The organism is Bacteroides sp. NGMCC 1.200775 (assembly GCF_040798045.1).
GTDB lineage: Bacteria > Bacteroidota > Bacteroidia > Bacteroidales > Bacteroidaceae > Bacteroides > Bacteroides hominis.
On the sequence record NZ_JASCQK010000002.1, the window covers coordinates 126,200 to 145,325 of the forward strand.

The window sequence follows — 19,126 nt, forward strand, 5'->3', positions numbered from 1 at the left end:
TTCTATTCTTGGTTTTCTTATTTCATCAGTTTCAGGTTCCGTTCAATCAGGTTTTTGAGTACCTCCACCGAAGCCGAGGAACAAAAACCGTCCTGAGGGGTATGCAGGCAATAGTCCACCAACCGTTCGACAGTCGAGGTGGCCACGTGCATCCGGGTATCCGACGAGGCATAGTAGATAAACACTTTCCCGTCATCATCGGCTATCCAGCCATTCGAAAAGAGTACATTCGATACATCACCGACGCGCTCTTCTCCTACCGGAGCCATAAAGTAGCCGGCCGGAGAGGCTATCAGCCGGGTAGGGTCTTCCAACGAAGTCATATACATATACAGCACATACCTCAGTCCGGCAGCACAATTGCGTACCCCATGAGCCAGGTGAAGCCATCCCTGAGGGGTCTTGATGGGATGCGGCCCTTCACCGTTCTTCACCTCTTTGATGGTGTGGTAATAGCGTTTGTCGATAATCTTCTCTTCACTCACCTCTGCATGAGTCATGTCGTCAATCAGTGCCCACCCGATACCTCCTCCGCTACCGGTATCTATGAATCCGTCTTGCGGACGGGTATAGAGTGCGTACTTTCCATCCACAAACTCGGGATGAAGCACCACATTGCGTTGCTGGCTCTTTGTTTTCAGATCCGGCAGACGTTCCCAATTTTTCAGGTCTCTGGTGCGAGCGATACCGGCCGTGGCAGTAGCCGACGACAAGTCACCGGCAGGAGCATCATCATCATGCCGCTCGGCACAGAAGATGCCGTAAATCCAACCGTCTTCGTGAGCGGTGAGACGCATATCGTATACATTGGTTGCCGGAATCACATCTTCGGGCAAAGTCACCGGATATTCCCAGAAACGGAAATTATCAATACCATTCGGGCTTTCGGCAACAGCAAAGAATGATTTGCGGTCGACTCCCTCTACCCTCACCAGCATCAGATATTTCTCCTCCCACTTAATGGCCCCGGCATTCAGCGTTGCATTCACGCCGATACGCTCCATCAGGAAAGGGTTCGTCTCCTCATTCAGATCGTATCGCCAAAAGACAGGCGTATGCGCAGCGGTCAGCACAGGATAACGGTAACGCGTTATCACTCCGTTTCCTTCTTCTATCGGTTCGTTCCTGCGTGTTAACAGTGCTTCATGCCCGGAGAGCAATTTAGCAACTTTATCATTAAACAGACTCATAATGGACAGTGTTTTTATCGTTATTTATTTGATTTTCTATTTATAAAGGTCTTTCACGTCCGAGACAAACAAAGTTTTCGGCTCACGGTAGAACTTCACAAAGTCATCGGCAGACACCTGCCCGGGATAAGGAGCATAATAGTGATTCACCCGTTCACGTGCATTGCGCCATACCAGCACATAACTGATAGGGTACTTGCTGATTACCGGATAGAGTGTCTGTGTCCACCAGGTAGAATCGGGAATAGCTTCGAAACCGGTTTCGGTGATGGCGATAGGCTTATTGTGCGACTGCCCCACTTCTGTCAGGATGGCAAGTGACTTATCCAGTTGCTCCATATACTGCGTCCGGTCGAACTGATAGGTGTCAAAGCCCACCAGGTCGATGATGTCATCTCCCGGATAACGTTCCAGATAAGCTGCCGAATCCTTTGGTTCCGATCCCGGGGAATAAGCATAAAGCAAGTTCTTTACTCCTTTGGCATGCATACGTTCATACGTCATCCGCCAGAGGGCTTTGTATTGTTCAGCCGTACAAAGATTTTGTCCCCACCAGAACCAGCTTCCGGTATGTTCGTGCCAGGGACGGAAAAGAACCGGTATCTTTGTCCCGTCTTCTGTTTCCAGAGTATTCATAAAGGCCGCAACGGCATCGAGCCAACCCACGAACTTGGTGTGATGTGTTCCACCGGGAAGTATGGAGGCAACGACCGTCGTGTCACTCACATCCCATGCGTCTTTGCCGGTCGACGGATTGTCGAGGTGCCAGCTGAAAGAAACCATTCCGCCACGCTTGTACTGGTTAATCGTTTCCTGCCGTATTTTACGGAACTGCACATGATCCAGACTTTTCTCACCTTCCAATTCTATATGCCCCAGATCGAACGACATAACCGCAGGATAGTCACCGCACACACTTTTCACGTCACTGCGCCCTTCGTCACCTTCCCAGCCCACACCGTAAAGCGGATCGTCATGGTGACCGAACATGAATCCTTGTCCGGGAATCTGCCGGAGATTATTCAATAAGTTCACCGTTTCCGCTGTACGCAGGGTATCAGCAACTGTTTCCGACCCCGTTTTCTTTCCCGAAGGAGAACAGGCACCCAATCCTGCCATCAGCAGTGCACCTGTAGCCAATATCTTTATTCTCTTAATCATAAATCGTTTATTTAGCAATGAATACTTCACAAAAGTAGGAGGGATTCCCCCCGGAAACAAGTACAATATTATCCAATACTGGTATTATCATTCATCTCCCCTTATTGTATTTCTCTACAGCCAGATAAAAAGCCTGAATGTTATCAAAAGGTACTTCGGACGGAGTGTCGCAACCGGTAGAGACAATAAAGTTAGCGTATCCGCCTGTACGGCTCAGAAGTTCTTCTGTCTGCGCGAAAACTTCTTCGGGAGTTAACATCCTGAATACGCCCACAGGGTCCAGATTCCCCATCACCCATACATCCGAAGGGCACTCGCGGAGAGCGGCAAGCATATCCGCTTTATTACCGAAATGATATCCTTGGGCACCGGTAGCCAGCATAGCCGGAGTACAATGTCCCGTATTACCGCAATTATGCAAGATAACCGTAAACGAATCGTCCTGCACGGCATCGATAATGCGTTTCACGTAGACAGACGAATATTGCAGGCAATCTTCGTTCGAAAGAAGCCCCGCAGCCGGTTCCGCCATAATGACCCCGGCTACGCCGGTCTCCTTAATGGCAAGACAATAGCGCAGAATGAACTCCGTACATTTTTCAAGCAATAGCCGGGCTGTTTCGGGTTCTGTATAAATAGCCATCATGATTTCCGTCATATCATACAGACGTCCTGCCAAAGAGTAAGGACCGATACATCCCGCCAGTACGGGCTTATCTATCCCTTTTGCCGCCAGGCGGTCGGCCTGCAAGTATTGAGGCACACGCCCGGATTCAAGTGAAGGAACCTGCAAGGCCTCTACATCCGCATATCCGGCAAGCAGGCGCCCGGACACGCTGGGTACTTCATTGGAAGACATACTGAGTTGTGCTCCAAAGGCTTCTGCCTCTACTGTAAGATCCATAATGGTGGTACAAGCCACCGATTGCGGAAAACATTCATTCAAGGCACGGATGGCGTGATAATGGATTTCTCCGTTCGTTACGGCATCCAGCACCCGTTTACCCAGTAACTCGATGCCCGGATGGGTCATGATGGGCATTGCCACCCGTTTCTCTGATACTAATTTATCTTTTATATATTGTGACAGTTCCATAGCATTCTATCTTTTTAGTTTATTTCTGTTTTTATAGCAATCGGCTTTGCCGCACAGTTCGCATCCATATTTCCGCTTGGCCATGCGGGGACCATAAGCAAGAATACCGCTGACCGACTTAATGGGTGACATCAGGGAAGAATCACTCAACCGAATCCCACAAGGAGATTCGGGCAGGCAACTGAAAAGTAACTGTTGCTGTGTGACATGCCACCCGCAATAACCGGGACTGTAAGGATGGCTCACCCCATAGCCTAAAGCGAACATCTGTGTTTCCACCTTCCGGCACACCTCACGGACGACAGCTTCGGCAATCGCCGAACCATAGGCATCCAGAAGAAACTCCCGCAGAATGTCACCCCGGGCGCACGTTTCATGCTGAAAAGCCTCAAACTCACGCCCCGCAGTGGCCACAAAGAGCGCATAGCCCGCAGCATCTTTCAGATAGGGAGTAATAACGGCTCCCGTCTTCAGGCAAATCCCATTCACTCCCACTTCGCAAGTACCGGCCGGTTCGGAATCGAACAGAATATACAGAAACCGGGGAATACAAATGCCGGCAATCTCTTCTTCGAGTGCACGGCACATTGCCCGCATCTCTGCGTCGGGCACGTAACCGGCACCCATCGAAAGACTGATGTCCTCCGGATCGAGCCTCAACGAGGTGAAAGGCAGGCATCCTTCAACGATATGGGGATTCATAAACATGTTCAGCAGGCGTTTATCAACTTTTTAGCCATGATTACGGCTGCATTGGCATTACTGGTATAGGCATCGGCACCGATAGACCTGGCAAAAGCATCGCTGACAGGCGCACCTCCCACCATCACCTTCACTTTTCCCCTCAATCCGGAGGTTTCAAGGGCATCGATTACCTCCTTCATATAGTTCATGGTAGTGGTGAGCAACGCGGACATACAAATGATGTCTGCCTTGTTCTCCAGTGCCGCAGAGATGAATTTGTCACTCGATACGTCTACTCCCAGGTTGATGACTTCAAATCCACACCCTTCAAACATGGAGGCGACCAAGTTCTTACCGATATCATGCAGATCTCCCTTGACCGTACCAATCACAATCCTGCCAATGTACGAATCGATCTTCCCCTGCATCAGTGGTTTGAGTATATCGAGGGCACCACGCATGGCACGTGCGCTCATCAGGAGATTCGGCACAAACACCTGTCCCGATTCAAAACGTGCACCGATGGCTTCCATGGCCTTGATCATATATTCATTGATGATCTCCTGAGGTGCAACTCCTCCGGCAACCGCTTCTCTGGTAACACTGACTGCCTGTTCCAATTTACCCGCCAAGATGGCTTCATATAATTCATTGAGGTTATTCATGGCATTTATCATTTATAAGATTAATAATGTATATATATGTACTCTTTCCCAACGAACCTCTGACATAGATTCATTGCATTGATGTATCCTCATCCGGCAACAGTTGCCGGCAGATTTTCATATTGTCAATAATTATAGCCTCACAAACGGTCCTCAGCGGAAATCCTTTAAAGCATCGAACATCGCAACTACATTCTCGACGGGAACATTGGCCTGAATGTTATGGACGGCATTAAAAACAAACCCTCCGTCACGTCCCAATATCTCACACTGCTCCTTTACATGGCGACGTATCTCGTCCGGAGTACCGAAAGGCAGTATCTTCTGCGTGTCGACCCCTCCTCCCCAGAAAGTCAGCCGGCTGCCGAACTCCTCTTTCAACCTCCGGGAATCCATGTCTTTGGCATTAATCTGAACCGGATTGATAATGTCGAATCCGGCTTCGATCAGCCCGGGCAAAATGGGAATGATAGCTCCGCAAGAGTGCTTGAATATTTTCCAGGTGGTATGCTGATGTATCCAGTCGTTCATCCGCCGATAGTGCGGCAACCAAAGTTCGCGGAAGGTATCTATGGAACAAAACTGCGACTCTTGTGAACCGAAATCTGTACCACATGTCAGCACCACCTCTATTTTATCTCCGAGTGCAACCCAAAGTTTCTCATAATTAGCAATGGCAATATCAATCTCTTTCTCAAATACCTGATGCAGATAATCCTGCCGCATGGCTGTAGACATATACCACTCCACCACACTCCGGATCCCCTTCGGCTGCTTCAGCCCCATACCGGGAACAAAAGCAACGTCTCCCAAGGCTGTGCCTCCGAAACTGGCCACGACGGCCCGGCCGGTCTGATATGCTTTATCTGTCTCCGAACGGTAATAAGCCAGATCTCCCTCCGTCAGCAATCCGAACTCTTCCACATTGTCTTCCGGATTCAGCTGTTCTTCGTCAATGGGGTGCTGACGCTCGATGGCATTAATAAAATAGCATCCTTTGGGCATCACGGCACTGGGGGGATAGCTTTTATCTCCTCCGGCATACACATAAACATCTCCTTGAGCATCGGGAGTAAGATCCATCGCTTCAGGCACCAGCACCAGTTGTCCCCAAGGTGTTGTCTGTTCACGCATACGGGTTACATCCAGATCGAAAATATCTTTAGGGCCTCCTATACCGATACAGTCCACCCCGATCTTTTCAGCCAGTTCCGCATCTACTTCCCCTAACATTTGAAAGGCATCCACAATCTTTACCGGCCGGGGTTCCAGCCCATAATAATTCCTCAATGCTTCTACAATGCGGCAATGAATGCCTGTAACCGCTGTTGCACCGAAATCGACCGGTACACTACCTGTATTCCGGTGATTGAGCGCACTGCGCACTTTATCTCTTGATCCGTTCATAGCATTTACATTTTAAAAGTATATTTTCGGTTTATCTCAAATTCCTGCTGACAGGCAATGTCTTCGGAAGAGCCTCCTGCCATGACTGTAAAACGTCCCGGTTCCACGGCCCATTCACCGTCCCGCATATACAGGGCCAACGACTTCTTGTCGAGAGTAAAAGTTATTTCCCGGGTCTCACCTGCTTTCAGGCGTACACGGCTGAAAGCACGCAGCTGTCTGTCAGGGGTTGTAAAGCTGCCGACTTCATCCCGCAGATAAAGCTGCACCACTTCGTCACCATCCACTGTACCCTGGTTGCGTACAGTTACCGATACATCTACCCGGCAGTGATTGCTTTCTTCACTCACCCGAACCTTCATGCCGGTATAGGAGAACGTCGTATAGCTAAGGCCATAGCCAAAAGGATAACGGGGAGTACCCGCCTCTTCTATATAGCGACTGCGATTTCCCTTACGTTTCGTATTATAGTATACCGGAAGCTGTCCGACCGAACGCGGAACGGAAAGTGTGAGACGACCTGCCGGATTGTAATCGCCAAATAGCACATCTGCCACAGCATTTCCTCCCTGCATACCCGGATACCAGGTATCAAGAATTGCATCTGCTTCCTGAATGACTCCCTCCATCAATAACGGGCGCCCTTTGATCAGGACCAATACCATCGGCTTGCCCAATTTGCGAACCTCTTCCAGCAATTCCAATTGTCTGCCCATAAGATGAAGTGTGGCACGGTCATATCCCTCTCCACTTTCCATATCACTGACCCGGTTTGCAGAGACCTTGGCGGCTCCTGTCTCTTCATATTCCGAAGAAAAATCCCGGGCACTCGATCCTCCTACTACCATCACCACGACATCGGCACTACGGGCAGCCTCTATGGCATCGGCAAATCCGGTACGGGAAGAATCCCGCACGGCACAACCTTTGGCATAAAGCACACGGGTGTCTTTAGAAACTTTTTGCCGGATGCCCTCCAGAACAGTCACCACAGAACCGTCTGCCTGAGGAGCTGTATAGTCACCAAGCATATTATAACCATTATCGGCATTGGGACCTATGACGGCAAGGGTACGAATATCCTTCTCCAACGGTAACAGCTTGTCTTCATTCTTAAGCAGAACGATTGACTGACGGGCAACTTCACGAGCCAGTCCGATATGCTCGGGAGAGGCAACCAGTTGTGCCGGACGCTTATCATCAACAAACGGAGCATCAAACAATCCCATGTGGAATTTGAGAGATAATATGCGGCGTACCGCCTTATCTACTGTCTCCATAGCGACATCTCCTTTTCGAACTGCGGCAACCAGTTGTTCCGCATATACATTCGTCCCCAGATCACTATCCACCCCGGCATTCACAGCTTTCACGGCTGCTTCATAGTCACTGCCTGCAACTCCGTGTTCCCGTAATCCGCCAATAGCATACAAATCGGACACGACAAAACCTTTGAATTGCCAACGGTCTTTCAAAATATCTGTCAGCAAATAGCGGCTTCCGGTACACGGATTACCGTCTATTTCATTATACGAACTCATCACCGACAATGCTCCTGCCCCTACAGCTTCACGAAAAGGAGGGAAAATAGCTTCTTCCAGTTCACGTTCGCCCAGATGGGCAGTACCTCCGTTATGTCCCCCTTCGGTCCAGCCATACGAGGCAAAATGCTTGAGAGTGGCAATTACGCTTTTACGCCCCCTTAGTGTGTCCCCTTGAAAACCGCGTACCAAAGCAGCTCCCATCACTCCATTCAGATAAGGGTCTTCTCCGTAAGTCTCTTCCACACGTGACCAACGCGGATCGCGGGCTAAATCGAGTACCGGTCCATAACCGATATGCGCTCCCTGAGCACTTGCTTCGGTTGCAATAACACGCCCCATCTGCCGGATCAGCTCCGGATTCCAGGTACTGGCCTGACCAATGGAAGTGGGAAAAACGGTTGTACCAATCGCCATATGTCCATGAGGGCATTCTTCCGCCAGGAACAACGGAATGCCCAAACGGCTATGCTCCATGACAAAAGCCTGAAGACGGTTGGAGGCGCGGGCAGCCAATGAAGGATTGAGGCCGGTATGCAGTGTGCGCTGTGTCCATGGATCGGCCCGCATAAAGCCCCAGAGTGCCCCGATATGATATTCGCTGATTTCCTTTTCCAACCGTGCAGTCAGGCGAATTTCCTCTCCCACCCGTTCGTACATCGGCCACCCCAATGAAGTAAGCATCTGGCCTACCTTTTCTTCCAGCGTCATCTGTGACAGAAGGTGCTCCACACGCTCTTCTACTGGAGCAGAGGGGTTTTCATAGGTATCCATCTGCCCGTTCTTATTCAGATCATAAAAAAGGAGCCGCGTTGCTTTATCTTTTTTCTTCCCGAACGTATCCTTGCCATGGATCGGGCATATGGGAATCACTCCCAGCAACAGAATACACAGTAATTTCATTTTCATTGTTTCTGAATTATCTGGTTAATATCATTTACCGTCTCTCTAATCATATCCACTGTCGAATCCGTTGCATAAACCGAATTCAACCCTTGTTCTTCCTGCCCGGGATCTCCCATGTAGTCATCTCCTTTTTGCCAGAAGAGGTGGCGGGGTTGTGCAAATCCACCCCATGCCCAGAAATTACATCCTTGAAAAACACCTTTCCCGGCAGCATGCTTTTTGACGATATCAAACACTTCCCTATAATAAAGGTCTCGTTGGACAGTCGGACTGTCCGAGGCAAACTTTACGCTGTCTCTCGGCAAACCGAACTCTTCAAGCACCAACGGCTTGTTTATTTTATAGGCCTCTTGGGCATGTATGTCAATATAAGAGCAAGTATTCTTTATGGCCTGTCCGAGAGTTCCCGGAATATCTTTCTTATCGATCCATCCCCAATTGTTCGGCCAGATATGAATCGTGGCATAATCGATATTGGCATCGGCATGAATGGAAGTCCAAAGTGAAAGATCTCCTTCACAACCGGCCATTCCCTCCGATCCGACCGAGACCAGATGATTAGGGTCCAATGATTTAATAAGTGCCGCACAATCCGCAATCCACGCCGCAAAACTTTCCTTATTCTCCTCACCGAACGGACGGGGCTCATTTCCTATCTGCCAGGACATGATCGCAGGATCTTCACTGTATTTCTTTCCCGTGTACCGGTTGACACGATTCACGACGTGGGTGACATGATTCCGGAACAGACGGTGTGCTTTTTCAGACTTAGCGTATTGTGCCACATAACCGGAGAAAGCATCCCACCCGGCTATATTCGGCATCGGTACCTCACCGTGTCCCGCCCAATAAAGGTATTGGGAATATCCGCCCGACCACTCCCAACTATTGTTCAGGAAAAGCACAGCATACATATCCCGTTTGCCCAACTCCGATAAGAAATAATCGAGTCCGTCGAAAATAGTATCGTTATATACGCCCGCTTCTATCTGAAGCGCAGGTTCAGCTTTTGTCGGGATACCATCTTTTCCGTCGGCCCCGACAAGAACACGCAGGTTATTGATTCCATGGGCTTTCAGGTGATCGAGTTCACGAAGCAGCCTTTCACGATTACCCCCCTGCCCCTGTGACCCCAATATGGCTCCATACCAGAAATTGGTCCCAATATAATAGTAAGGTTTTCCATTCACCGTCAGACGCCCGTCTGACACACGGACAAAAGGATCGGAAGAAATCCGGGGAGAAGTACATGCCCCGAACACGACCAGCAAGGTCAGTAGTATACTCGATAGGGTTTTCATAATTATCAGATGTTTTATTTATAAGATTCTTTTCACTCTGTAACTGATATTGCAAAGATAAGCGTCGTCCGCATATATACCTAATACTATCTTAGCATTCCATGATATTATTATAAGCAGGTTAAGGCCAAGTATAGAAATCGGGAATCTCATCTGCAAAAAGTATCAGGGAATCTTCCTTAAACCGGCAAAAATCGGTTGCAGCCGGATGTCCTTTATAAGGAGCAAACCCGGACCAGCTACACACATAGTTCAAAGCTACTCCTTCCGAACGCAGGATGGACAACAATTGCGTATACCACAACGAGTCACGGGTCTGTGTACCGGTCTCGGTAATAGCCGAAAGTTTTGCATGCTGCCGGGCATACTGAGTCAGTATACGTGCTTTCAAAACAACCAGAGAAGTGTCTCCTCCATCCGGACGAAAATCCCAGTAATTATCCATTCCTACCACATCTACATATTCATCTCCCGGATAGCGTTCCAGGTATTCGGCTTCGGTAGTAAAGCCACAATCAGGAGAGAAAGCATACAGAAAGTTATGTACCTGCAGAGAGTCCCTGAGGTAAGTGACCGTAAACCTATATAATTCTTTAAACTCCTCAACCCGGCAATGATTTCTGCCCCACCAGAACCAGTTGCCATCAAACTCATGCCAGGGACGGAATATAATGGGAATCAATTCTCCGTTGTCGGCTTTTGCATTGTGGGCAAAGTCGGCAATGATTTTCAGGTCAGCCTTAAATATAGCATGATGGGAACCTCCCGGTAAGATATGGCGGACCACCCGGGTGGTATCATAAAAGTTTCCACCGGTCACCGGATTGTAATAATGCCAGCAGAATGTAATCACGTTACCTCGGTTATATGCAGCATGAAACTTCTGCCGGATGTAATCCGGGTCTTTTGTTTCCCAACTACGGGGATTTGTAAAATGAAGAAAATCAAAGCTGGCCAAAGCTGGATAAGTTCCCGTCACATCGTATGCGTCACATCGGTTCGCTTCATCCCGCCAGCGTGTGGTATCCGAGTCAAACCCATCCATTTCATAATTATGTTGTCCGTAAACAACCTGTTTCCCGGTCAGTTGGCGCAAGTTATAAAACAAAGCTGCCGTCCGTTCAGTTGCGCCTGAGTCAACCAGCATCTGTCTGGTTTCTGTCAGCAAATTCCTTTGCGGGGGAACACAGGACAAGATGCAGACCACAGTAGCAATGTATATTCCAATTCTTTTCATTGATAATCTATTTGAATGATATCTGATGCCTCACTTTCACAATCCCACCGTGATACGGAAGTCAGGCGATAATAATAAGTCCCTTTTAAAGGAGTTCCGTCAAAATCGAATCCATTATCGGCAAAGGTGCATGTATTTCCAGCTACAAACGTCACAAACGTACCTGCCCCGACTGCAAAATCGGGAGTCTTAGCACGATAGATGCGATACATTTCCGCATTCTCCGTACAAGTCCAGTACATACGGTTATTATCGATTTGTTTTACCACCGGAGGTATCGGTTTATCATTCCCCTGTACTCCCGTCACCACTACCGTATGATTCCGGAACGGAGCAGAGGCCGGATAAAAGGAGGTATTGTGAGAATCGGAAACAGAAATATAGTATTCTATTCCTTCTTCGGTAATCCCGGAAGCAGGCAACGTCAATGTGAAGACAGCTCTGACCCGGCGTTCAAACGGCAACTCTTTCCATACTTTATCTCCCGGTTTCCGATAGTGAAGTGTTCCGGATACAACTTCGGGCAACCGGTCTTCAACCACAGAAAACCGGATATGCAACGGAGCTCCCTTCATTACGGAAGTCACCGGAGAATTAATAACAATAACCGGTGCTTCACGATCTGCATTTCCAGCCGGACACCGGGCAGGTATTCCCAAAGGACTCTTATGCCCTTCAACATCCACCGTGTACACCGAATAGACAGCAACTCCATGAAACATATCCCGATAGCATGTCACACCGGCTGCCAATGTATCAATTTCTTCTCCATTACGACAAACAACAAAAGCCTTTGCCGCCGGTTCTTCATTACGCCAACTGACCAATGCTCCCTCACGGGTTCCCTTGGCTGTGATATGCGAAGGTGCCTGTACCCGCTGTTGCTTACGAAGTTGATTGATTTTCGCTACATAATTCTGTTTGACAAATCTATTCTGAGTACTCATGATATTCCCGTAGGACGAAATATCCTCGATACGATACAGGAAGCTGCGCGCCCATTCATCCATCTTTCCGGGTAAATCATCCCACCGATAAGCTTCAAAACCGGCATTCAACGCAATGTGGCAAGCAGCACCCTGAATGCGCGCGCGCAACCGGGAAAGACGCAACCTCTGAAGTGCATCCGAAGTAATCGCCATACAACTATCAATGGTTTTCAATTGTGCTTCAGCTAATTTTTCCGCCCCGGCTATCACATCAAAAGGTTGAAAACGAATATACAATGTATGAATACCTTTCAATCCGCTCACCGGAACCGTCAGCGTTCTCCAAGATTGCCACCCTTCCGTATTCTTTACCTCAAACCGGGCGATAACAGGGCCTTCCAGACGGTCCAGACAAACAGTGGCAACCCCACCCGAAGATGCAGAAGCGACCCGAACGGACATCCGCTCAGGACTATTACTAAAATCAACCGCAGGATACTCCAACCAGTCATCCGCCATAATATACCCTACACACTCACCACCTTCATCACAAGGGGCATTTTGGGTACCTTTCTTCTCTTTGTATCCAGTAGCTTCTATCTTTACGGTTTCTCCATTTTTCCCGATAAAAGCCATCGAACGAAGGTTCATCAACGGATAAGTATGCACCACCTGATTAAATCCGGGTGTTTCCTGACACTCGCCAAAGTCAGTGGCAAAAGGCTCGTTTTGATTGATAATACCGGTAATGGCATCGGCTGCATTTTTCCCGTAACTGGCACATGCAAAATCCCGATATACCTTCTCCGAAGAATCCAGTACTTCACGCTTATACCAGGGGGCCTTACTGATATACCACATTTTAGGAGAAATAGCGTCGGCCAGTCTCCACGTCAGTGCATAAAAACCATTCATATTGGGAGAAGCATCTCCAAAGGCCCGGATGGTTTCCGAAAGATCCACATTATAAGGATAGTAATATTCAGAACTGTTAAAATCCCGTTCCAACCAGGGACATCCCCAGTATTCACGACTGCCATACACACTTCCCGGTTCGAACGCTGCCGAATAATAAGATATGGGAGCACAAATAACATCTTCGGGCAGACTATTCACTGATTCCGGGGTCAGCCCCCACCCCGATACAGCTATACGGGTAGAAGGCGACATCCGCTTCATCTCTTCATAGAATCCATCAAAAACTCTCCGCCAGCGGGCATAAAAAGCTTCATTCTTCTGACCCTCAGACTGGAAACAAAGCAGATAATCCAGTTCCGGATATTCACAGGCAATTTCTGTAACCTGTGCCTTAATTACTTCTCTATTATCCGGCTCAGTCTGATATTCCGGCAAGAGGACATCGATATCCAATCCTAAGCCTATTTTCACACCACGCAAATGTGCATAGGCGATCACCTTGCGGAATATAGTTGCTCCTTTCTCTTTGATCTGGCTATTCGTCAGCGTTTCATTATGTAACCCATAATCAGCTCCAAAATCATAGTCATCATAAATCCCGGATGCTCCAAAAAGATATTCATTGACATCCCATCCGGGGCAACACCATCCGTGTCCGGTCTTTATGGTAGGCATCCATCCACGTGACAAATGACCTTTATACTCAAAATTATGAAACAATTCATTATGCCCGCAAAACCCGTTATAATTATGAATCATAATAAAATTCATCCGCATCCGCGCAGCCTGATCTATGATGTAACGCCAATCATCCCATGAATAAATCGTAGCCGATTGCGGAAAATTAGTCCAGGGAAGAAATCCGCGAACGGTCATTGTCGGCGTACGTTCATCCCGGATAAACGGTAACTTTGTCTGCGGCTTTTTTTTATCGGGATACACATCCCCGTTCATATAGAAACGCATTCCTAAATGATCCTCCAATAACCCATATACGCCATAAAGCAGTCCACTGGCATCCGCACCGGCAATAACCACCAGTTGCCTGCTTTTTTCCTTCACTGTCCGAATGACATACCCCTGTGCTCCGGGCACTGATGCCAGAGACAGCACTCCATTGTCTTTCCAAGAAGTCATCAACGGATGATCCAGTCTTGTAAGCACAAATTCCGTTTTCCTGTCCGGCACCTCTCCATGTCCGACAGATAATAGCCGCCCGGACAACTGATAGTAATATCGTTGAAGCTCTGCTGCCGCATATTCTTCGACCGGTGTACCCGAAGTAACCAATAAAATCTGTGCTTTGATTGTCGATGCTGTCATTGCCAGAATCAAAACAGCCAGCAGGTGATATGCCATTCGTCTCATTTCTATTTTATTTTATTTTCCAGATAAGTTTTAAGTTCATTGTATTCACGCCACACACGCTGGTTCAAAGAGCTAAGAACGCCCAGTTCTCCACGTGAATGAACCCGTTTCACATAAGTATCGAACATCTCTTTGATTGGTGCTGAAAGCAATAACCGGTATGCATCCGCATATTCCTGTGAAGCATCTATTTTCTCACCTTGCGCTTCTTTCTTCTTTAAGGTAAAAGCAGGCATCATAGCCTGATCCACCTCTCCCAAGAGAAGTTCAAAACGAAACATTGCTATGAAACGTTCCAGATTATCCCGCTGCTCCCCTTTTAACTTTTTCAATAATGATTCTCCGGAAGACACCAGTTCTTTCCGTATCCGCACATTATTTTCGTCCAGCAGTCCCCATTCCGGAGTATAGGCGTAAAACTCCGGCGAAGGCACATTCCACTGAATTTGTTTCCGATCCATTCCGGCAAGCAACGGGGTCATTTTTTTAGCCGCATCTTTTCCGAACTCCTCCGTCAGAAATCTGTCATACAACTGCTCCACACTTTCTTTGGCATCTTTATCCGAAGCAAAATGGGCAAACGTTCGGAAATTAAAACGAGGTTCCTCCGTACGCCAGTGGATAGCAACCACTCCGTCCAGATTCTGTTTAGCGGCAAGTTTCACATGTTCACGCATCATATGGACCCTTGGCTGAAAATGCCACAACTGGTGATCGCCTTCCAACCAGGGAACTGCCCATACATTACGGTTCCGGGCAATCTCTCCCAAAAACTCCGGTTGTGGACTTTTCCCCAGATCTGGATTGAGACAACTGAAAATAATATCTTTGGGCAAAGCTCTGTCCAATCCTTTCAGCAATGAAGGTAACTGATGTCCTCCCCCCCAGCCACCAAGGATCAATTTGGCATGCGAACCCTTTGATTTCAGATAATCATAAGTCAGTTTCATATATTCCAGCGCCCACACTCCGACAAAACGGGCCGATGAATCGGCCGCTTCCTCAAAGAAGCTTTCATTTTCCCGATAAGCACGAGCAAAAGGTACATTCCTCAATGCTTTCTGAGTATCGACTCCCATAAACGAATGTTCATTCAGCCACATCCAGATATAATCAATATCCGGATAAGCTTTCAGGATATCATCAATTGCAGCATAATGTATCTCGGCTGCTATCTGGCTTTTCGGATTCGGAATCATATTCGATTCACCCGGCCAATAGAAACAGTCTCCGGCTACATTCAAAGAAAAGTATTCGGGAGGAATCACTCCGAATTCAAATCCCATAGCCATACGAATTCCCCGTTCATGTGCCATTTTCAATACATCACGCATCAGCCCCTGGCCCCTTTCGTAATGCTCCCGGGGAGAGTGCGAGGTAACCGAACCGTCATTACCGAAAGCTTCTGCCCCTGCAGGTAAGTGGAATGCTTTTCCCGTATCATAAGCAAAGTCTTTCACAGCCATAGGCAGATAGCCCCAACGTGCAGTCAGAGAATTATCAAAACAGGCTTGAGGAAGAATATTCTTATATTCTATTTTTATCATAGGTTCCACATAAGTGGCATAACGCTCACCACCCCCCGTATAATTGTGGAAACCAATGAAGTTGATACCATTTTTCTGACATTCATCCAGATAATTCCGGTAATCTGACAAGTTCCATGAAGTAGGTCCTGACAAGAAATTATGCCAGGGAAGTACCCCCCTGATATTAAATTTCTCCTGTGCCTGTATCCCCAGACAGAAGAACAAACCGATAAACAAATATTGAATTTTCCGCATTGTCATTCTTTTTTTATTCATATTGCGGAGTGAGTTAAAAAGAGGGATAGTTATAAGAAAACTGCCCCTCTTTTACCAACTCTACCCTACATCAGGCAGTCAATAAACTACCTTTCACTAAACACACCTTAATCTTTGGGAACAATACGGAAATTATCAAAGCAGATATCCGTATCTTCCGCCCAACTATTACCCATAATCTGTAAAACTCCATCATTAGGAATGTCCCCTTTCCACATTTCTCCCAGGTCAATAGAAACCGTTTTCCACTCTCCGTTCGTATTCAAGGCGAGTCCCGATGCAAAAGGTTCCCAATCGTAATTAATCTGCGAGAAGTAAAATCGGATCTGTCTTTTGGTCAATGGCTTGATTGTATTTACTTCAAACTTCAGCAAATATTTATCCTGATCGGCAATAACCTCGGGAAAGTATTCGACAGCACACTGTGCAATAGTAGTCACCTCGTTCCAGTCCCAATCATTCGCATCTCCCTTATTAATCTTGAAACGGGAGAATTGTCCGCTGTACGGAGCAGGAACGGGACCATTTATCACATATTTACCACCTCCCCAACCGGTGAACGGGTCAAAGTCACACAGCATATTGCCCTTTTCCATATATTTACCGGGAACCATGACTTCTCCACAAACCGGGCTGACTAATTTAATTTTTGAACCTATTACGGCATCCTCCGGCAACACAAAACTCAGACTGTTACCGGTTGCTTTTGTTATCTCCGCTTCTTTTCCACCAAAGAACAGCTGCCCCGATTCGGTCGTTATCTCATAAAGATCAAAATAATCGCCAACCACCTGCATCGTATCACCTGCCGGCGTAAATTCATTGAACATACCGTTCACCTCCAATTCAGGAATAAACACCGATATCGGAGTAGTTACGGTAGAATTTCCGTTTCCTAAAGTTATCAGATTATTTACCTCTCCCGGAATTACCCTGGGGATCGGAAAAGTTATTTCTCCCGAAGTGATATACGCATCTCTCAAATCAACCTGTACATCATTTACCAGAATCGAATTAACAGCATTCAATCCTGTACCTTGCACAATGATATATTGTGCAAGATTAGCCTGATCGATCCCCTGTTCGCGATCGAGTACCGTAGATACCCGGGTGACAGCCAGAGGGGCATATTCCACTTCATCATCTTTACACGATGCAAACAGACCACAGCCCAGAATCACCCATACGAATAAAATATATCTAAATGTTTTCATTGTATCTTCAATTTTAAATGTTACGAATGTATTCATTACCATCCCGGATTGTTAGAATCAATCTTATCATTAGAGTTCACCTCACTGGTAGGTATCGGATATAGAAGATTACGCTCCAAACGACGTTTAGTCACATTATGCTCATCCATATCGATGGCATTCATCACATCCAGATAGATACCCCAACGGAAAAGATCATAACGGCGGTCAGCTTCATAGGCCAATTCACGGGCACGCTCTTCCAATACAGCCGAACGGAATTCATCCTGATTCATTCCGGAGAACGGAGTGGCATGGGCACGCGTACGAATGCGGTTCACCTGATTATAGGCCTCAGCGTCCGGTCCGCCATTCAATTCATTGACAGCCTCAGCATAAACCAACATTATATCCGGCAAACGGAGCAACGGAAAGTGAAAATCACTGTTTTTTTGTTTCCGGTCTGTAACAAAAGTAAATTTCGTCAATTTCGCCAATGTCCACCCCTGACCTTCATGATAGACTTCCGTACCATCAAAAGCATTGCCCTGACTGTCATATACCTCCTTATTCTCTACTTTATCTGCATACCAACGGGGATAATAGTTATAGATAACCTTACCATTGGATATTCCATCCGACGCATATCGGTGAATAACTCCATCGACAATACGCGTATCCTGTTCTTCGAAAAGCAGATACCAGTGATCGCGCATACCATACCAGTTACCTTCCATCGTACCGTCTTCTTTGAAAATGCCCACATAATCCTGACAGATCGTGTTTCCAAAGTCCTTATCACCGCTGATGGCCTGTGCCATCCAGATGTGTTCTCCCTTATTACGGTTTCCTATGGCCCATACGTCCATATAATTATCAAACAGGGTATATTCGTTTATCACCTCCCAAGCTTTGTCACGTGCCAACGCATAATACTTGGCCGGATCAAAAGACTCATAACCTGCAACAGTCTTTGCAATGTGCGTGATAGGTTGTGGTTCAAATATATTCGGATCTCCTCCCTTAACCACGATAGGCACACCGGACATCGCCCCGGAAGCCATAGTAACATATACTTTCGCCAATAACGCTTTGGCAGCTCCGCTCGAGGCACGTCCCGCTACAAACCCGGCATCATCTTTCGAATACATTCCTTCAGCTTGTTCCAGCAATTCAATGATATGTGTGTATACGTCCGATACCGAGGCACGAGGCTGGCTCATAGCTTCCCCTTCCGATATTGATTTCCGGAAAATAGGCACAGGACCGTAATTTCTCACCAGGTTAAAATAAGCCCATGCTTTAAGGAAGCAGAGTTGTGCCAAAGCGTCCTGTTTACTCTCCGGAGTCAGGTTATTCATAGCCGAGATCTTGGATATACCCAGATTTGCCCGGTGAATCAACGTATAGCTGCCCTGCCACATATGATCTATTCCCCAGAATCCTTGTGGATTACCTGCTCCGACATTACCAAATGCCCATGATGCACCCGACGCATAGTCACAATCCATATTGGTCAGATAAAGATAAGAACCCGGAGCAATAAAGCTGGTGATCACTGTATTATAAGTACCTGTCACAAGCTGGGAAGCCGCACTCTCACTGTCTCCCAACTGTTCGGGTGACACAAAATCATAGGCCTTTTCTTCCAGCAAATCATTGCATGAACATGCCAACAGGACTGTCCATAGCAATAAAAACGATTTGAATATTATTTTTTTCATG

13 protein-coding genes are annotated in these 19,126 nt (G+C 47.3%); all 13 read right to left on the reverse strand.

The window, feature by feature from the left end:
* Positions 1-17: 17 nt before the first annotated feature.
* The 13 genes from QK890_RS07010 to QK890_RS07070 all read right to left on the reverse strand — a co-directional run bounded on the left by QK890_RS07010 (position 18) and on the right by QK890_RS07070 (position 19,125).
* On the reverse strand, positions 18-1,190 hold the full coding sequence (locus QK890_RS07010; RefSeq protein WP_367627271.1) for a 4-O-beta-D-mannosyl-D-glucose phosphorylase: 1,173 nt from the start codon (positions 1,188-1,190) through the stop codon (positions 18-20).
* Between the two features lie 36 nt (positions 1,191-1,226).
* Complete coding sequence (locus QK890_RS07015) at positions 1,227-2,351, reverse strand: glycoside hydrolase family 26 protein (RefSeq protein ID WP_032540826.1); 1,125 nt, start codon at positions 2,349-2,351, stop codon at positions 1,227-1,229.
* Between the two features lie 91 nt (positions 2,352-2,442).
* The gene (locus QK890_RS07020) at positions 2,443-3,447 is read right to left on the reverse strand and encodes a uroporphyrinogen decarboxylase family protein (RefSeq protein ID WP_367627272.1); all 1,005 of its coding nucleotides are present in this window, start codon (positions 3,445-3,447) and stop codon (positions 2,443-2,445) included.
* A gap of 6 nt (positions 3,448-3,453) precedes the next feature.
* A complete protein-coding gene (locus QK890_RS07025) occupies positions 3,454-4,155 on the reverse strand; it encodes a vitamin B12 dependent-methionine synthase activation domain-containing protein (RefSeq protein WP_080714286.1) in 702 nt (233 codons plus the stop codon).
* Between the two features lie 2 nt (positions 4,156-4,157).
* Positions 4,158-4,796 (reverse strand): B12-binding domain-containing protein, encoded by a 639-nt coding sequence (locus QK890_RS07030; RefSeq protein ID WP_005810278.1) that lies wholly within the window; start codon positions 4,794-4,796, stop codon positions 4,158-4,160.
* A 153-nt stretch (positions 4,797-4,949) separates the two neighbouring features.
* On the reverse strand, positions 4,950-6,203 hold the full coding sequence (locus QK890_RS07035) for a uroporphyrinogen decarboxylase family protein (protein WP_032531150.1): 1,254 nt from the start codon (positions 6,201-6,203) through the stop codon (positions 4,950-4,952).
* Between the two features lie 5 nt (positions 6,204-6,208).
* The gene (locus tag QK890_RS07040) at positions 6,209-8,653 is read right to left on the reverse strand and encodes a glycoside hydrolase family 3 N-terminal domain-containing protein (protein WP_367627273.1); all 2,445 of its coding nucleotides are present in this window, start codon (positions 8,651-8,653) and stop codon (positions 6,209-6,211) included.
* Positions 8,650-9,951: a beta-galactosidase gene (locus QK890_RS07045; protein WP_032540823.1), complete on the reverse strand. Its 1,302-nt coding sequence runs from the start codon at positions 9,949-9,951 to the stop codon at positions 8,650-8,652. The genes QK890_RS07040 and QK890_RS07045 overlap by 4 nt, the downstream gene beginning before the upstream one ends.
* A 121-nt stretch (positions 9,952-10,072) precedes the next feature.
* A complete protein-coding gene (locus QK890_RS07050; protein ID WP_022011981.1) occupies positions 10,073-11,188 on the reverse strand; it encodes a glycoside hydrolase family 26 protein in 1,116 nt (371 codons plus the stop codon).
* Entirely contained in the window at positions 11,185-14,403 is a 3,219-nt protein-coding gene (locus tag QK890_RS07055; RefSeq protein WP_367627274.1) for a carbohydrate-binding protein, read from the reverse strand. Before QK890_RS07055 ends, QK890_RS07050 begins: the two co-directional genes overlap by 4 nt.
* A gap of 2 nt (positions 14,404-14,405) precedes the next feature.
* On the reverse strand, positions 14,406-16,187 hold the full coding sequence (locus QK890_RS07060) for a hypothetical protein (RefSeq protein WP_367627275.1): 1,782 nt from the start codon (positions 16,185-16,187) through the stop codon (positions 14,406-14,408).
* A 128-nt stretch (positions 16,188-16,315) separates the two neighbouring features.
* The gene (locus tag QK890_RS07065; RefSeq protein ID WP_022011984.1) at positions 16,316-17,458 is read right to left on the reverse strand and encodes a glycan-binding surface protein; all 1,143 of its coding nucleotides are present in this window, start codon (positions 17,456-17,458) and stop codon (positions 16,316-16,318) included.
* On the reverse strand, positions 17,458-19,125 hold the full coding sequence (locus QK890_RS07070; protein ID WP_044300147.1) for a RagB/SusD family nutrient uptake outer membrane protein: 1,668 nt from the start codon (positions 19,123-19,125) through the stop codon (positions 17,458-17,460). Before QK890_RS07070 ends, QK890_RS07065 begins: the two co-directional genes overlap by 1 nt.
* Between the last annotated feature and the right edge of the window lies 1 nt (position 19,126).

Bases quoted from the DNA above. Each gene is read 5' to 3' on its own strand.
- QK890_RS07010 (WP_367627271.1), bottom strand. From the start codon at position 1,190: ATGAGTCTGTTTAATGATAAAGTTGCTAAATTGCTCTCCGGGCATGAA.
- QK890_RS07015 (WP_032540826.1), bottom strand. From the start codon at position 2,351: ATGATTAAGAGAATAAAGATATTGGCTACAGGTGCACTGCTGATGGCA.
- QK890_RS07020 (WP_367627272.1), bottom strand. From the start codon at position 3,447: ATGGAACTGTCACAATATATAAAAGATAAATTAGTATCAGAGAAACGG.
- QK890_RS07025 (WP_080714286.1), bottom strand. From the start codon at position 4,155: ATGTTTATGAATCCCCATATCGTTGAAGGATGCCTGCCTTTCACCTCG.
- QK890_RS07030 (WP_005810278.1), bottom strand. From the start codon at position 4,796: ATGAATAACCTCAATGAATTATATGAAGCCATCTTGGCGGGTAAATTG.
- QK890_RS07035 (WP_032531150.1), bottom strand. From the start codon at position 6,203: ATGAACGGATCAAGAGATAAAGTGCGCAGTGCGCTCAATCACCGGAAT.
- QK890_RS07040 (WP_367627273.1), bottom strand. From the start codon at position 8,653: ATGAAAATGAAATTACTGTGTATTCTGTTGCTGGGAGTGATTCCCATA.
- QK890_RS07045 (WP_032540823.1), bottom strand. From the start codon at position 9,951: ATGAAAACCCTATCGAGTATACTACTGACCTTGCTGGTCGTGTTCGGG.
- QK890_RS07050 (WP_022011981.1), bottom strand. From the start codon at position 11,188: ATGAAAAGAATTGGAATATACATTGCTACTGTGGTCTGCATCTTGTCC.
- QK890_RS07055 (WP_367627274.1), bottom strand. From the start codon at position 14,403: ATGAGACGAATGGCATATCACCTGCTGGCTGTTTTGATTCTGGCAATG.
- QK890_RS07060 (WP_367627275.1), bottom strand. From the start codon at position 16,187: ATGCGGAAAATTCAATATTTGTTTATCGGTTTGTTCTTCTGTCTGGGG.
- QK890_RS07065 (WP_022011984.1), bottom strand. From the start codon at position 17,458: ATGAATACATTCGTAACATTTAAAATTGAAGATACAATGAAAACATTT.
- QK890_RS07070 (WP_044300147.1), bottom strand. From the start codon at position 19,125: ATGAAAAAAATAATATTCAAATCGTTTTTATTGCTATGGACAGTCCTG.